This window comes from Pseudalkalibacillus salsuginis (assembly GCF_021646685.1).
Lineage (GTDB): Bacteria > Bacillota > Bacilli > Bacillales > Fictibacillaceae > Pseudalkalibacillus > Pseudalkalibacillus salsuginis.
Genome location: NZ_JAKJHW010000002.1, coordinates 54,533 through 70,575, shown reverse-complemented (window position 1 = coordinate 70,575; position 16,043 = coordinate 54,533). Strand labels below are relative to the sequence as shown.

General features: G+C 41.7%; 15 protein-coding genes. 8 read left to right on the top strand and 7 right to left on the bottom strand.

Annotation, left to right across the window (positions count from 1 at the left end):
• The first annotated feature begins 58 nt into the window (after nt 1-58).
• Nucleotides 59-1,240: a competence protein CoiA gene (locus L1611_RS05510; RefSeq protein WP_236312111.1), complete on the top strand. Its 1,182-nt coding sequence runs from the start codon at nt 59-61 to the stop codon at nt 1,238-1,240.
• A gap of 149 nt (nt 1,241-1,389) precedes the next feature.
• Nucleotides 1,390-3,210 carry an oligoendopeptidase F gene (gene pepF, locus L1611_RS05505; RefSeq protein WP_236312110.1) on the top strand — a complete coding sequence of 607 codons (1,821 nt, stop codon included), beginning with the start codon at nt 1,390-1,392 and terminating at the stop codon, nt 3,208-3,210.
• Between the two features lie 34 nt (nt 3,211-3,244).
• Here pepF and L1611_RS05500 read toward each other — a convergent pair whose 3' ends face one another.
• The 5 genes from L1611_RS05500 to L1611_RS05480 form a co-directional block, all read right to left on the bottom strand.
• Entirely contained in the window at nt 3,245-3,421 is a 177-nt protein-coding gene (locus L1611_RS05500; RefSeq protein ID WP_236312109.1) for a hypothetical protein, read from the bottom strand.
• 418 nt (nt 3,422-3,839) lie between these two features.
• Complete coding sequence (locus L1611_RS05495; RefSeq protein ID WP_236312836.1) at nt 3,840-4,715, bottom strand: ClpXP adapter SpxH family protein; 876 nt, start codon at nt 4,713-4,715, stop codon at nt 3,840-3,842.
• A gap of 66 nt (nt 4,716-4,781) precedes the next feature.
• Nucleotides 4,782-5,165: a globin domain-containing protein gene (locus L1611_RS05490; protein ID WP_236312108.1), complete on the bottom strand. Its 384-nt coding sequence runs from the start codon at nt 5,163-5,165 to the stop codon at nt 4,782-4,784.
• A gap of 225 nt (nt 5,166-5,390) precedes the next feature.
• Complete coding sequence (locus tag L1611_RS20780; RefSeq protein ID WP_322972519.1) at nt 5,391-6,002, bottom strand: lytic transglycosylase domain-containing protein; 612 nt, start codon at nt 6,000-6,002, stop codon at nt 5,391-5,393.
• Nucleotides 6,003-6,079: 77 nt separating this feature from the next.
• Nucleotides 6,080-6,661 carry a CYTH domain-containing protein gene (locus L1611_RS05480; protein WP_236312107.1) on the bottom strand — a complete coding sequence of 194 codons (582 nt, stop codon included), beginning with the start codon at nt 6,659-6,661 and terminating at the stop codon, nt 6,080-6,082.
• Between the two features lie 455 nt (nt 6,662-7,116).
• Between L1611_RS05480 and L1611_RS05475 the strand changes: the two genes are divergently transcribed.
• Genes L1611_RS05475 through L1611_RS05460 form a run of 4 tightly spaced genes read left to right on the top strand, consistent with a single transcriptional unit; the run spans nt 7,117 to nt 9,923 of the window.
• On the top strand, nt 7,117-7,506 hold the full coding sequence (locus L1611_RS05475; protein ID WP_236312106.1) for a UPF0738 family protein: 390 nt from the start codon (nt 7,117-7,119) through the stop codon (nt 7,504-7,506).
• A gap of 40 nt (nt 7,507-7,546) precedes the next feature.
• Nucleotides 7,547-8,164, top strand: a complete 618-nt coding sequence (gene yjbM / locus L1611_RS05470) for a GTP diphosphokinase (RefSeq protein ID WP_236312105.1) — start codon at nt 7,547-7,549, stop codon at nt 8,162-8,164.
• 42 nt (nt 8,165-8,206) lie between these two features.
• Entirely contained in the window at nt 8,207-9,001 is a 795-nt protein-coding gene (locus L1611_RS05465) for an NAD kinase (protein WP_236312104.1), read from the top strand.
• A 31-nt stretch (nt 9,002-9,032) separates the two neighbouring features.
• Nucleotides 9,033-9,923, top strand: a complete 891-nt coding sequence (locus tag L1611_RS05460; protein ID WP_236312103.1) for an RluA family pseudouridine synthase — start codon at nt 9,033-9,035, stop codon at nt 9,921-9,923.
• Between the two features lie 299 nt (nt 9,924-10,222).
• Here L1611_RS05460 and prpE read toward each other — a convergent pair whose 3' ends face one another.
• Both prpE and L1611_RS05450 read right to left on the bottom strand, forming a co-directional pair.
• Entirely contained in the window at nt 10,223-10,966 is a 744-nt protein-coding gene (gene prpE, locus L1611_RS05455) for a bis(5'-nucleosyl)-tetraphosphatase PrpE (protein ID WP_236312102.1), read from the bottom strand.
• Nucleotides 10,967-11,049: 83 nt separating this feature from the next.
• Nucleotides 11,050-12,237 (bottom strand): FtsW/RodA/SpoVE family cell cycle protein, encoded by a 1,188-nt coding sequence (locus L1611_RS05450; protein ID WP_236312101.1) that lies wholly within the window; start codon nt 12,235-12,237, stop codon nt 11,050-11,052.
• A 594-nt stretch (nt 12,238-12,831) separates the two neighbouring features.
• Between L1611_RS05450 and mgtE the strand changes: the two genes are divergently transcribed.
• Nucleotides 12,832-14,184 (top strand): magnesium transporter, encoded by a 1,353-nt coding sequence (gene mgtE / locus L1611_RS05445; protein ID WP_236312100.1) that lies wholly within the window; start codon nt 12,832-12,834, stop codon nt 14,182-14,184.
• 18 nt (nt 14,185-14,202) lie between these two features.
• Nucleotides 14,203-16,041, top strand: coding sequence for a monovalent cation:proton antiporter family protein (locus L1611_RS05440; protein ID WP_236312099.1), 1,839 nt, complete (start codon nt 14,203-14,205; stop codon nt 16,039-16,041).
• Nucleotides 16,042-16,043: the final 2 nt, after the last annotated feature.

The following is a 16,043-nucleotide window of genomic DNA, read 5'->3' as shown; positions in this document are numbered from 1 at the left end:
TGTTTTTTTATAGCGAAATTTATTCAGGTACCAAAAATTCACAAATTGAGGTGAGTCAATGCTGTTAGCGACATCCAGCAGCGGGCAGTGCATCAATCTGGCCGAGGACTGGAAAAAGCCCGACTTGGAAAGGATCAGAACCCTGAACACTTTTCAATGTCCTGTATGTAATGGTAACGTTACCCTAAAACTCGGCACTAAACGAATCTGGCATTTCAGTCATCAGAAAGATGCCTTATGCGCGGGAGAAACCGAACCTGAATCAACCTACCATTTGTTAGGGAAAAAGCAGTTATACCACTGGTTATCCATTCAAAATTTCACCCCGGAAATGGAAAGGTATTTTCCTCTTCTAAAGCAACGGCCGGATCTATTCCTCCCCAACCTGTCAACTGCCTTCGAATTTCAATGTTCCACAATCCCGACACAGGTTTTCACTAAAAGAACCCGTTCGTATCGCAAAGCAAATATCGACCCGTTATGGATTCTGGGAGCTAAAAGGCTATCCCGATCGAAGAACTCTCATTTTTATCGGTTGGATGAACTCGCATTCCAATCTCTCCGATTCAGCGATGACTGCGACTTTTCTCCATATCTCATTTATTTTTGCCCGCTCACTTCTTCCTTCACCCTTCTTCATTCCATCATTCCGTACTCCTCAAGGACAGTCCTTGCTGCGACTCATTCGATTCCATTGAAGCATACGCATTTTCCCTTTTACATGAACGAACTTGAATTGCCTCTTTTAAAAAATTATTATAACGATTGGATTGAAAAGATCATAACCACGCGTCTCTATCTGCATGTAAATAAGGATCCTGCAGTGGTGATGATGAAGAAGCACCTGCTGAATAAAGGGGTACAGTTCAATCTATTCCCTATTGAAGCAGGCATTCCTTCTAAACACCTCTTCTGGTTCCACTCTCCTGCCTATGTTTGGCAAACATGTTTCCTCATGGAGATTCTTCAGCCACTCCCAATCGGTACATCCTTTCAGTTCCGAGAGGTTTTCCGGACATTCATTTCCCTCATCAAATCCTATAGAATCAAAACACGTTCCACACTTCCTGATAAGAATAGCCATATATCTTTTGCATTGATGGATTATTTACAGTGTCTATGCAGGTTTGGGATATTGAAAAGAATCGATGTAAATCATTTTTCAAAAGAGAGGGGGCTCCATTTCCCCGAATCGATGACTGAAGTAAGACAAAGAATGAAGGAATATTTTAAAATGTAAATAATGGGGGATTATCTGAAAAAGCTAGGATAGAAAGAAAGGATATTCAGAGGTATCCCTAGAACTTTATACAGGTGTAGGGAATGTTTTTTAAAATGGAGACTATCCCTGATCTGTAATTCTGTTTGAGGAGATAAGGAGGATTTGAAATGGCAGAGCAAGCAGTAAAATCATTACCAAAAAGAGATGAAATACCTGTTGAAGATACTTGGGATTTAGAAGATATTTTCGAAACGGATGAAGTATGGGAGCAAGAGTTCAAACAAGTAAAAGAATTGATTCCGCAAATCGATCGATATCAAGGAAAACTCGGGGAATCCTCAGCAACCCTTTATGAAGCATTGCAGCTTCAAGATGAAATCACAAAGCGCCTTGGAAAGTTGTATACATATGCTCATATGAGAAATGACCAGGATACAACGAATTCCTTCTATCAGGGCTTGAATGACAGGGTAGGAACATTAGCAACTGAAACGAGCAGCCACCTATCCTATATCGTTCCGGAAATCCTATCTTTAGAGGAGAGCGAGATCAAATCATTTGTGAAGGAAAACGATGATCTCAAGTTGTATGAACATTTTTTGGATGAGATTAACAGGAGCAGACCGCATGTTTTATCTCAAAAAGAAGAGGCGCTTCTTGCAGGTGTAAGTGAAGTGACCAACAATGCGAGTAATACGTTCGGTATGCTGAATAACGCAGACCTCAAATTCCCGACTGTAAAGGATGAAAATGGAGAAGACGTTGAACTTACGCATGGGCGTTATATCCGCTTCCTGGAAAGTGATGATCAGGAGGTTCGTAAGAATGCATTTAAAGCGATGTATGGAACTTATGATAAGTTCAAAAATACTTTTGCAAGCACGTTGAGTGGAACCGTCAAGAGAGATAATTTCAATGCCAGGGTCAGGAAGTATGATTCTGCCCGTCAAGCTGCACTGGATGCGAATAACATACCTGAAACGGTCTACGACAATCTTGTAAAGACGGTGAACGACAATCTCCATCTGTTGCATCGATATGTAAAATTGCGTAAAAAGGCACTTGGCCTCGAAGAACTTCATATGTATGACCTTTATACACCAATCGTAAAAGATGTGAAAATGGAGATTCCTTATAATGAAGCAAAGGAAATTGTCCTGAAGAGCCTTACACCGATGGGTGAGGAATATGTCAATATCGTCAGTGAAGGTTATGAGAAGCGGTGGGTTGATGTCCGTGAAAATGTTGGTAAACGAAGTGGAGCCTATTCATCAGGCGCTTATGGAACGATGCCTTATATTCTGATGAACTGGCAGGACAATGTAAACAATTTATTTACCCTTACACACGAAATCGGTCACTCCGTCCATAGTTACTATACACGTGAAACACAGCCTTATCCATATGCGAACTATTCGATTTTCGTTGCTGAAGTGGCATCTACGTGTAATGAAGCTTTGCTTAATGATTATATGCTCAACAATACAGAGGACAAGAAGAAGAAGTTATATTTATTGAACCACCACCTTGAGGGCTTCAGAGGAACCGTTTTCCGCCAGACGATGTTTGCTGAATTCGAACAGATGATCCATGAACATGCAGCAGCAGGAGAAGCTTTGACACCTGACCTGTTTACGAAGTTATACTATGAGCTTAATCAGAAGTATTTTGGTGAAGAAATCATCATTGATGAGGAAATCGGCCTTGAGTGGGCACGTATCCCTCACTTCTATTACAACTATTATGTCTATCAATATGCTACAGGTTTCAGTGCAGCGGCTTCACTTTCTAAACAAATCCTGGAGGAGGGGACACCAGCTGTTAAAAGATACTTGGAGTTCTTGAAAGCAGGAAGTTCAGATTATCCGATTGAGGTCTTGAAGAAAGCGGGCGTGGATATGGCGAGCAGTAAACCGATCGAAGAAGCGCTATCTGTTTTCGAATCCGTATTGAGTGAAATGGAAGAATTACTCTTCGAAACTGAATAAAACAAAATACGGGCTGGCTCAGATGTCAGCCCGTTCAAATTTTAAATCCTTTAAAACGGTTTTTGTTGTTAATTCGAACAATAATGAAGAAGATGGATACAAAAAGCAAAGGGGTTGCAATGTATAGTGGGAAAATATTGAGGAAGCCGAAAACGACCAGGACGAAACTGATTAAGACAGCAATGACGCCGATCAATATCCCAATTTGCATGATAACAATCTCCTTTCGTTAACAGTTTATGAAACCACGAATGAAACATGCTATTTTTACAATTTTCAAAAAGAGACCACTATACAGCCAGAGCAGGTTACCCTGATCAAACGTCTTAAAAAGGGAGAAATCGATTGTGTTCAAGGAAGTCGAAACCGTGAAGGACCAAGCAACCAGAGAAACGAGGTCGATATCTCATTTTTTTCTGAAGAGCGGGAGGGAACAACGCACAAAAGAAAAGCGCAAACGCCCTGGCAAGCCACGCAGGTCAATGGAAGTCCGACGAGGAGGCTGTGGCCGCCACAGGAGGACTGAAGTGATCCAAGTGGTTGGGCGGTTGAGCTAGACATCAAGAAAAGCGAAACGCCCTTCGAAACAAAATTTTTATACTTTCTTACCTATTAAAAAAGGGCCTGACTTATGAGTCAGCCCCACGATGATATCTCCAGAAGGTACCGTGCTTTACAGGCACCCGTTCGACTTTTTGTTGCAATACCAGTTTTTTAAGTTGTTTTTCCACATCACGTTCAGTCAGGTTGTATACTTCAGAAATTTCCTTTGTAGCCACGAACCTATATTTCTCCAGAAAATACTCTAACGGTGGGGGTGGACACTTTTTCGGCAACTCTCCAAGAAGTTCTTCTAAAATATGAACGTAGATTTCATATGAGTACATTCCTGTTATTTTGATCCCTTCATCTGAGGTATCACTGAAGAAGACGAGGGAGGGCAATTGATTGACTTCCATTTCTTGTGTTGTTTTTACATCACATTGGAAGGCTTTGACTGCACTTTCTGAATGGAGGTCTCTTTTGAACTCCTCTACATCCAAACCAGCTTCATCCGCACAATTTATCAATACGTCCAACTTCGTAATGTTCTGCTTTTGCAAGAACAATTCTTCTCTTAACTTTCTCAAGAATCGGACACCGTTCGATTTACCTTGCAGTTCAGCAGCTTTTACTGCGATCGAAGCGATATAAGGCGTTTGGATAGGGTCTTCATACCATACATCACCATCACAAGACATTCCTGATCGGTTAGCGGTGATCTCCCATTTCTTAGCAACATCTTCTTTTGAGCAGATACCCTTACGTTTTTGTAAGGCACTATTCCAGTAATCCAGTGTCCCGCCCATTAAATGCCTCAGGCGGATGTGATTACCGAATTCGATCTGCAGCTTTTTTATGACAGGTTCCAACCCCCAGCATTCAGGACATAAAGGATCAACGAACGAATATATTTCAATGGGTCGGTTCTTATACGAAGTTGGCAGTTCACACTCGCATTGGATCGGAGTATGAGTGTCAGGTAATCCAGTCTTATGATTAGCCAATGGTTATTCTCCTTTCTATAGCTCTTATTCAGGATTGTTAACCATATGATAGGCCGTCATCGTCAAACGGCTATAAATTTGTTCCTTATAGGGGCTTTCCAGGTTGACCTCATCCATAGCCTCTTTCATACATGAAAGCCAGGCTTCGGCTCGGCGTCTTGTAATCGGGAACGGCATATGTCTAGCGCGTAACATAGGATGCCCGTGTTCTTCAGAATATAGTGGTGGCCCCCCTAAAAATTGACTTAGGAATTGTTTTTGCTTACGTATCGTTTCAGTTAAATCATCAGGAAAAATGGGAGCAAGCTCTGGGTGGGCTTGTACACGGGGGTAGAATGCCTCAACAAGCTTTTCAACCATCTCCTGCCCGCCGATCGCCTTAAATGGCGTTAGATTATTTGAATCCATTTTTGTTACCTACCTTATTTTGTACGATAAATAGAAAGTGTAATCACACATCCTACCTTTCAAGAAGTTATAACTTATTTTAGCAATGCCAAGATTGTTTCGGCAAACAATCTGATTTTCAGTTCATTTGAACTTGTATCTTCATAACTAGGCTTTAGGTGGGTAAAATAAAAGAAACTCATATAAAATGAGTTTCCCTTAAGATTATTGTTATATTCTTGTATGTCAGACCCGTTGGTAGTTGGACATCACTTTACTGACATAATTTTTTGTTTCGGTAAATGGGGGAATTCCATCGTATCGATCGACATTCCCTGGTCCTGCATTATAAGCTGCTAGTCCATATTGGATATTTCCATCATAGCGATCCAACATCTGCCTTAAATATCTGGCCCCTCCCATGATGTTCTCTTCAGGATTATACGGATTCCTGACCCCAAGACCTTCTGCGGTTTTAGGCATCAGCTGCATTAACCCCATTGCTCCTGCCGGGCTTGTACTTAAAGCATTGAAATTCGATTCTTGTTTAATGACTGCTTCAATCAATTTGGGATCAAGGTTATACCTTGCTGCCGCTTCATTTATGTATGTATTGTATGGGTTTTTTGAAGACTGGGACGCAGGTTCTACCGCCGGTGATTTCAACATGACTGGTGGATAGGATTCGATTGGTTTCTGCTTGTTTTCAACCGGAATAGCTGAAGCTGACAAAAAGGATTGGATTTCTACTTCAAACAAAGTACTCCAGGCGGAATTAATAGATGAAGTCTTTGATCCAATCTGAAATTGGCTGAGTGATTGAAGCTCGATCAATGAGCGGATCAATTGCGTGTTCAAAATCATCCCTACTTTCGTATACTACCTTCATCATAGCAAATGGAAACCGCATAAACAATGAAATTTTGACATATTTTTCATGTGATTTGTTTCCGTTTAAAAAAGCGTTCGATCTTGTTGGGGGTTTTCCGCTGAGGGATATGAAAGGTATCAAGCAGCTGTTTAAATTCCTTTTCACCTTGTTTCCGTTCACTAACCTCATACTCCAACTCGTAATCTTCAATTCCAAGGTAAGCAGAGTGATCGAAAACAAGCAGACCAGACTTATATGTTTGCTCAGCTCTTGTTGTGACGAGTGATCCTAAGCAGATTAATTGACCAGGATCTATTCCAAAAGTATCTGCAAGGAACCGAATCATATCGCTCGTTGTGATGGGTTCGCCATCAATGAGGCGAACCGCATCTGCATCACTAAGATTTTCATGGGATTCCATCAAACCGTCTTTATGGGGACGTTTCAGTGTAAATGTATAGTGGTCCTCTTTATGCCGTATACGGAGGGCACACCCCTTTTCTTTTAATGCAAATGTTTCTGTATCAAAGTAATAGTTGGTTTGTTTTTTGAAAGACTCATCTGTAAGAGAAAAGGCTGAGGCCAGTTCATTGAATTCGGCTTCAATGACTAGGTTTTTCAATTCGATTTCGATTTCTTGTTTCATATGTGGATTCACCTCATGCGAGCATAGTTGTACGTGTCATTATCTCATATCTGGAATATGGCTACAATTTTAATATACCAATTAAAATATGGTACACTTATAACGGGTCTTCAACCAAGTCAACAAACGAAAAGGCAAATTTCCGACGCACAGAGTAAAACCTGTACCTGCGTCTACAAGTGTATCTCTCGAAGTCAGCTTCCTCGATACAACTCGCAGTTGTTATACATGTTTTTCTCGTTGCTAGTACTGCCGTTGTCACAGGACGTGACGTTTTTACGGAGTGAGCGCTATTGGTTTTACCGGTCCTCATGCAGGTCCTCCAGACCAATAGGACTTTCAGCGTATAGGAAATACTAGTAACAGTAGTGGGTTAGGAAGTAGCGTTTTAGTTGACTGCTTGAACTTTAAAATAGTAAAGGATATAGATTCATTTTTTTTTAGGAGGAATCATTATGACTATAAGATTAGAAGTTACATCAAGTGAAATTTTCGAAGATAAAGTAGAGTTTGCATGCAATAGTGAAAATATAGCGGGTGAGGTTGCATTGGAACCTTCAGAGCAAGTATTGGTGGATTCTGATTCTTTATCTTTCATCTACATATTAGAAACTCCTGATAGCTTCATCTACGTATCTTTCCCAAAAGAACGTTGGACTGGTTTGAAAGCCGTTATCACAGATGAGAAAGATGCGATTTTGAAATTGTCTAACCATGAACCAATCCACTTGAAAGGGATAAAAGGGGAAATGGGTTATCTTATTCAAAACATTTCTGGCAATGCAAATTACGGAAACGAAATGATGTCTAGCGTCGAAGAGATATTCCAACCAATAAACGGATGACATGGAGAGCTTCCGAAAAAAGAGATTCGGTGGTGGTTAGATGGAATGGGATGTATTGTTGAATCCTTATAAACAATCAGTTGAAGAACTGAAAGTCAAATTGAAAGGGGTCCGCGAACAGTATATCATTGAAAATAAACACTCCCCGATCGAGTTTGTCACTGGAAGGGTGAAACCTGTGGCAAGCATTTTAGATAAAATGAAGCGGAAGAACATTTCACTCGATGATATTGAAGCGGAAATACAAGATATCGCCGGTATCAGGATCATGTGCCAGTTTGTGGATGATATAGGTACTGTGATCAACATGCTTAAGAAACGCAAAGATCTGGAAGTCATCGAGGAGAGGGACTATGTCAATCATAAAAAACCAAGCGGATACCGTTCCTTCCACGTCGTCATTTCATACCCGGTCCAAACCGTTGACGGCGAGAAAAAAATTCTAGTAGAAATACAAATTCGTACGCTCGCTATGAATTTCTGGGCGACAATTGAACATTCTTTAAATTATAAATATGCCGGGGCTATCCCGAGGAATATCCAACAACGATTGCAACGGGCTGCCGAAGCAGCGTTCCGATTGGACGAAGAAATGTCGATAATAAAAGGGGAAATACAAGAAGCTCAAAAACTATTCGAGCAAAAGGAACAACGGTGATTTACATAAGAAGGAATTTTGAAGGTAAGGAAGCGATGTTCAATGAATTTTTCGATAATCTCAAAAGGTGACGAGAAATCAGCTAAACTTGAAAAGCGAATTAAGTCTTATCTACAAGACTTTGATCTGGTATGGGATGAGAAGGAGCCGGACATTGTCATTTCCATTGGTGGCGATGGAACACTCCTTCACGCTTTCCATCACTATATCGAACACGTCGACCAAGCGGCATTCGTCGGAGTCCATACAGGGCATCTTGGATTCTATGCCGATTGGACGCCAAGTGAGGTGGAAAAGCTTGTCATCCATATTGCGAAGACACCTTTCCAAATCGTTGAATACCCTCTTCTTGAGGTGACTGTGCGTTATCTTGATGGAGATAATGAAAGCCGGTATTTAGCGATGAATGAGTGTACGGTCAAAAGTGTTGAGGGGTCCCTCGTCATGAATGTGGAAATTAAAGGAGAAGAATTTGAAACATTCAGAGGCGATGGGTTATGTATCTCAACACCTTCGGGAAGTACAGCTTATAATAAAGCTTTAGGAGGGGCGATCATTCATCCTTCCCTTCCATCCATCCAGTTGGCAGAAATGGCTTCAATCAATAATCGTGTGTTCCGGACGGTCGGATCTCCACTCGTATTGCCACAACATCATACGTGTATGTTAAAACCGGTGAATGATGTTGATTTCCATATTACGATCGACCACCTATTTTTACTGCATGAAAAAGTAAAGTCGATCCAATGCCGGGTTGCTGAAAAAAAGGTAAGGTTTGCAAGATTCCGTCCGTTCCCATTCTGGAAGCGTGTCAGGGAATCCTTCGTCAAAGAATGATTTGCAGGGTTGCTGGAGGAGACTTATCATCATGACTCAATTACAATTCACATGGACTGTCGGGAAGGTGTCCAGTGGAAAACTTCTAAGAGAGTATCTACTGGGAGAGAAGTTCATATCAAGACAAGCGCTCACTGACATCAAGTTTGCCGGTGGCGCTCTTTTTGTAAACGGTGAGCACGTGACTGTCCGATATCCTCTTAAGGAAGGGGATCGGGTAACTGTATGTTTCCCTGATGAAGTAGTTAGCGAATCTATGGATCCAGTCCATATCCCGCTTTCCATTTTGTATGAAGATGAGCACTTTTTAGCGGTGGACAAACCTCCCGATATGCCGACCATCCCGTCAAAGTTCCGGAATACAGACTCCCTCGCACAAGCGGTACTTTTCTATTATAGGCAAAAAAGGATACCTTCGACGATCCATGCTGTCAACCGGCTTGATCGGAATACGTCTGGGATCGTTTTGTTCGCTAAACACCGCTACGGTCATTCCTTGTTATCAAGGCTTCAAAAAAGAGGTGAACTCGAACGGACGTATATTGCACTTTGTCACGGTGTACCTGAAAAAACAAAAGGAACGATTGACCTTCCGATCGGAAGAAAAGAGGGGAGTATCATCGAGCGCTGTGTTTGCAAAGACGGTCAACATGCGAAAACACATTTTGCAGTATTGAAATCATTTAAGGAATATGCAATGGTCCGGTTGAAGCTGGATACTGGACGAACCCACCAGATCAGGGTCCATATGTCATCGATCGGTCATCCATTATTAGGAGATGATCTTTATGGAGGAGACGGAATTTTTATAAAGAGACAGGCTCTCCATAGTCAATCCCTGCAATTCGCCCATCCTTTCCTGGAAAAGTTGATAGAAGTAGAGGCTCCGGTACCCCATGATATGGAGAAATTGATGAAATGAAGACGTTTTTTTGTAGGGAAAATCGACCTTGAGATTGAAAAGGCATTAAAAGGAAGCTGCTGGGCTCCTTTTTCTATTCGAACCGTCCTCGTTCTATTTAATTGCACCGTTTCAAGAATCAATTGCACGATTTTGAGGAATAATCGCACGGAAATAAAAATAATTGCACGATTCCGTGAGTTGAATGCGCGGGCACAAATATTATTGCATCATCGTTATGCTTATTGCTTTAAAAATAACCTTATTGCACTAAAATCAAACAAATTGATCACTCGCACAATAAGGCGAACTTCAAAGCCTTAATCATCAAATAACCTGAATTTTTCTTCCAAATATGGCATTCCAGACGGCACGGAAACCGTTTGATCCTCTGGATAGCGATAGGCAGTGAGGAATCCCCCGAAAACACATCCTGTATCGATGTTAATCGTGTTCCCGACCCTTCTTGGTTCTGAAACTGGGGTATGGCCGTAAACGATGATCCTTTTTCCTTTATACCTTTGGGCCCAGTCTCTACGGACAGGCATACCATTATCATGCCGTTCTCCTGTAATATCCCCATACAAGACAAAGGTCCGGACCCGTTTGTGCTTTTGGCCGATAAAATCCTCTTTAATACCTGCGTGTGCAACAACGAGCTTGGTATCATCAAGCTGAAGATAAAGAGGGGCGTCTTCAAACAATTCTTTGAACATGCTTGAAATCTCCACCTTTTCGCTCTGTGGCAATGCCTTGAATTCAGCAACCGTCGTTTCAAGACCATGACGGATCTGTACATCTCTTCCTAGAAAATAACGATACAATTTATCGCAGTGGTTTCCAGGTGAATAGAGCGCAATACCTTGCTTTACCAGTCTATAAACGAGTCGAATCACTTTTATGGATTCAGGGCCGCGATCAGTCAAGTCACCTAGAAAAACAAGCTTACGGTTTTCAGGAGGAAGATGATTCCCATTTTCATCTTTTCTATAGCCCAATTCGTCAATAAGCTGGATTAATTCCCTATAACAACCATGAATATCTCCGATGACATCATACTTCATGCTTTTTCACTCCATCTAATTCGTACTGGTATATTTTAAAATAACAAAAAAAAATGAAAAAAGCACCTTAAAGAAGGTGCTTTCTAGTCAAACATATATTTCCTTGTCCTTGAACGAACATTTAGCACGAGTCCGATTGCAATCATACTAGCTAAGATCGAACTGCCCCCATAACTGATAAATGGAAGGGGAATCCCGGTGATTGGAAGCAAGCCGATGACCATTCCGATATTCTGAAAGACCTGGAACGTGATCATACCGATTACACCTGCACATAAATAGCTTCCAAATGGATCGTTGCTTTCCAATGCAGCGTGGATGATGCGATAAACCAATAGGAAGAACAGGGAGATGACAAAACTTGTGCCCATGAACCCAAACTCCTCACCGATCACAGAAAAGATGAAATCTGTCTGAGCTTCAGGGAAATAGACATTCCCTTCCCCGAATCCTTTTCCGTATAATTGGCCGGACCCGATCGCCAATAAGGACTTAACGAGCTGGAATCCGAATCCTTGCTCGAATTCATAAGGTTGAAGCCATCCGTAAAACCGATTCAACTGATATTCATCATGTAAAATATAATTGATCAGAAATTCAGGGTTATACATATAGATTGCAACTAATCCTCCGATGCCCAGCAATGAAATCAAAAGCAAAAGGAGGATAATCCGCCATCTGATTCCGGAAACTAATAAAAGACTTGCAATAATCGCAAAAAAGACGAGTGTTGTGCCAAGATCAGGCTGCAGCATAACTAAAAATATTGGTGGTATCGAAATCAAGATGATCTTCCCAAGCAATAAAAAGTCTTCTCGTATGGATCGATCTAGATATTTCTCGTTATGAAGTGTAATTGCATTGGCAATTGAAATGATGAGCGCCACTTTCATCAGCTCGGAAGGCTGGAAGGCGATTCCTCCATAGCGATACCAGCTTTGTGCACCGTTGATATAGGGAACGATCGCTTCTTTCGTACCAGCATTCGGATCGACTAATGGAATCAGGATAATTCCAAGTAACAATAAGATCCCAAATCCATAAATGTACCATGAAAGCTTCAGGAACTGATCAAAATCAAGGATCATGACAACCGCAATGGCCCCAAATCCTACCGCATACCAAACTAACTGCTTCAGAACGAAGTTGCCTTCATACTGTCCTACAGCACTATAAATCGCAATGCAGCTGGAACAGATTAAAAGAAATAAGATGAAAAGTAAGTTATAATCAATTTGTGAAAATGGGGTTTCTTTTTCTGGGTTCGTCATAAGCCTTCCCTACCTTGAAAAACTAGTTCAATGAAAATAATAACATCTTTTATGATAACGAACTATAAATAGTTTGAAAATAAGTCTTTAATCGCTTTTTAAATTGACAATCTTGAAACGCTTTTTTACTATTAGTGAGTCATGGAAAATATTTTATAACAAAGCTCTGGTAAAGTTCAGTGTTTCTAAGCGAAATTCACCCCCTTTCCGCGGGCAATCGAAAAGTGGAAGCGACCCGATTAGTTACGTAGGTCACTGGAAAACTGACGAGGAGGCTGTTGCCGCCGCAGGAAGTTTGAAGTGATCCATGTGACTGGTCGCTGAGCTAGACATCACTTCCCTGTATTAACCCACTTCAGCAAGTCTCTTCGCTCACTTGCAGAGGATGTGCTGGCTTCGACGTTCACCACAGGACGTGGTGGTTGTTAGTCGAAGATCCTTAAAACGCTGTGGGGTCTCGCCTGGCTCGCTTTTCCCGCAGGAGTGTCGCGAATTTCGTTTTAGAAAATTTCCTGCAAATTAACAAAGTCTATAAAAAACTATGAACGATTCTTATACTTGATTGAATCACCCTGACTGAGAGGGGAGAAGGATATGGAACAAGAACTGAACAACGAATTCAAGCATGTGTTCGAAGCTTTGAAAAAAGAAGATATCGATCTTTTCAGGGAAAATTTCTTAGAGATGCACCCTTATGATCAAACCCGGTTGTTCTCAGAGTTGGAAGAAGAAGAAAGGATGCGCCTTTATAGCTATCTTTCACCTGGAGAAATGGCTGATATATTTGAAAAAATAGAGATTGAAGATACAAAAGGCTATCTGTTTGAAATGGAGCCCTTTTATGCTGCAAAAATGCTTGGTGACATGTACGCCGATGACGCGGTAGACGTATTGAATGATCTGGAGGCTGAACAGTTAGCCAGCTACCTGACGATCATGGATGATGAAGCGGCTCAGGAAATCAAAGAGCTCTTACATTATGAAGAAAAAACAGCTGGTAGTATCATGACAACGGAGTTCGTAGCCATACGTGCAAACCAGACGGTGACGCAGGCGATGCAAATTCTTAGAAAAGAAGCTCCCGATGCTGAAACGATTTACTATGTGTTCGTAGTCGATGAAAATAAAAAGCTGGTCGGGGTCATCTCTTTAAGGGACTTGATCATCGCTGAAGAAGACACATTAGTGACCGACGTAATGAATGAACGTGTGGTAGCGATTTCTGTAGGAGAGGATCAGGAGGAAGCGGCACGGATGATGAAAGATTATGACTTTCTCGCATTGCCGGTTGTCGATTTTCAAAATCATCTTCTGGGGATCATCACAGTCGATGATATTGTCGATGTCATCGATGAAGAAGCTTCGGAAGACTATTCAAAATTAGCTGCCGTTTCAGATATGGATTCTGCTGACCGGAGTCCGATCCAGGCAGCCAAAAGACGATTGCCCTGGCTAATCATATTATTGTTTCTCGGTATGATAACCGCAAGCCTGATCGGACAATTTGAGCAAACGTTGAATCAAGTTGCCATTTTAGCCGTATTCATCCCGCTGATTGCTGGGATGGCTGGGAATACAGGTACCCAAGCTTTAGCAGTCGCGGTAAGGGGGATTGCGACAGGGGATACAGATAAGCAAGATGTCCGGAGCCTGGTATTAAGAGAAGCGGGGACAGGTGTGATCACCGGAACGTCTTGTGGATTGATCATCATGATCATCGTATATTTATGGAAGGATTCGATCTATTTAGGGTTGCTCGTGGGTGCATCGATCTTGATGACTTTGATCGTTGCCACTCTCGCCGGAGCTCTGATTCCGCTCCTTATGCACAAAATGAAAATCGACCCTGCAGTAGCATCTGGACCATTCATTACAACAATCAACGATATCATCAGTGTTCTGATCTATTTTGGCCTGGCGACGGCATTCATCAACTATTTTACGTAAACGAAACAGGAGGAAAGTATGGAAGAGCATGTATCATTCACATCCTTAATCGTCGTTATTTTAACCGCTTTTCTCACACCGATCTTATTGAAGAAATTAAGACTGTCGATCATTCCTGTGGTGGTTGCTGAAATCATTGCCGGTCTGATCATCGGAAGAACAGGTTTCAATTTAGTCCAGCCCGATGAGTGGATCACTATCCTCGCAAGCCTTGGATTTATATTTCTTATGTTTTTAAGTGGTTTGGAAATTGATTTCAGCGTATTTTCAAATAATAAAAATCGAGTGACCTTGCCTTCAGGGAAATTGGAACCGAACCGTTTTCTCGTTTCAATCATCGTTTTCGTGTTCATTCTGATCCTGTCGTTTGTATTGTCGTGGCTGCTCGTGTTATTCGGCTTTACAAACAATGCTTATTTTATGTGTCTCGTCATCTCGACGATTTCTCTTGGTGTTGTCGTCCCGACATTGAAAGAAACCGGGATCATGAAATCAGGAATCGGCCAGATCATCCTAATTGTCACAGTCATTGCGGATCTTGTGACGATGGTCCTGTTGGCAGTTTTCGTCTCTTTATATGAAGGCGGCGGAAACATGTGGCTGTTGCTCTTGCTATTCTGTGCAGGAATTCTTCTCTATTTCATCGGCAAGTTCTTTAAACAAAGCACCTTTTTTGAAACCTTGTCGACAGGTACTGTGCAGATTGGAATGAGGGCCGTATTCGCCCTGATCATCCTTTTGGTCGGGTTATCTGAACAAGTCGGAGCAGAAAGTATTCTCGGGGCTTTCCTTGCCGGAGTACTTGTATCCTTGTTGGCACCTAACCGGGAGATGGTAAGACAATTGGATTCATTCGGATATGGGTTCTTGATCCCGATCTTTTTCGTTATGGTCGGGGTAGAGCTCGATCTCTGGGCTTTATTCAGCGACCCGAGGATCGTCATTCTGATCCCATTATTGTTCATTGCCTTATTGATTTCCAAGCTGGTTCCTGTACTGTATTTGAAGAAATGGTATGACTGGAATACGATCATCGGTTCTGGATTCCTGCTGACAGCGACTCTGTCTCTAGTAGTCGCAGCGGCGAAGATCGGGGAACGTATTGGGGTCATTGATAACCAAATGTCATCAGCACTGATCCTGCTTGCAGTCATCACCTGTATTGTTACGCCAATCGTATTCAAAAAGGTATTCCCTTTAAATCTGGTCGCCTCCAAAACAAAGAAGGTGAACGTCATTGGAGCGAACCAATTAACATTAAGACTGCCATTGGAACTTGATCCGAATTTGTTCAATACGACTCTATATCATACGAAACAAGAAAAGCTTGAGGAAGGGATCGGGACTAATTTTGAAGTGAATGAAGTGGATGATTATGAAATAGAAAGATTGCTGCAAGACGATGTATTCAATACAGATGTACTGGTCGTAACGACCGGTAACGATTCGATCAATTCCAAAATCGCATCCTATGCAAAAGAAACTGGAATAGAGCGCGTCATAACGAGGATTGAATCATCGAAGATAAGTACGAAACTGAAAGAAAAAGACATTGAAGTGTTCTCATCACTGTTATCAGCTAAGACTATTCTTAGATCGATGATTGAGACACCTGATGTCGCGAAGCTGATCATCGGTCAAGAAAACCGGTTATATCAAGTGAACGTCCAAAACAACAAATATGTCGGAACGATGCTCCGGAACTTCCCATTCATGGGAAATGCGATCATCATCAGGATTTTCAGAGGTAATGAATCCATTGTCCCTCACGGAGATACAGAGATTCAACTGCATGACCATCTGATTGTAACAGGAAGCAATGAAAGCATACAAGAATTAAGAAATGCCTTATCGTAATC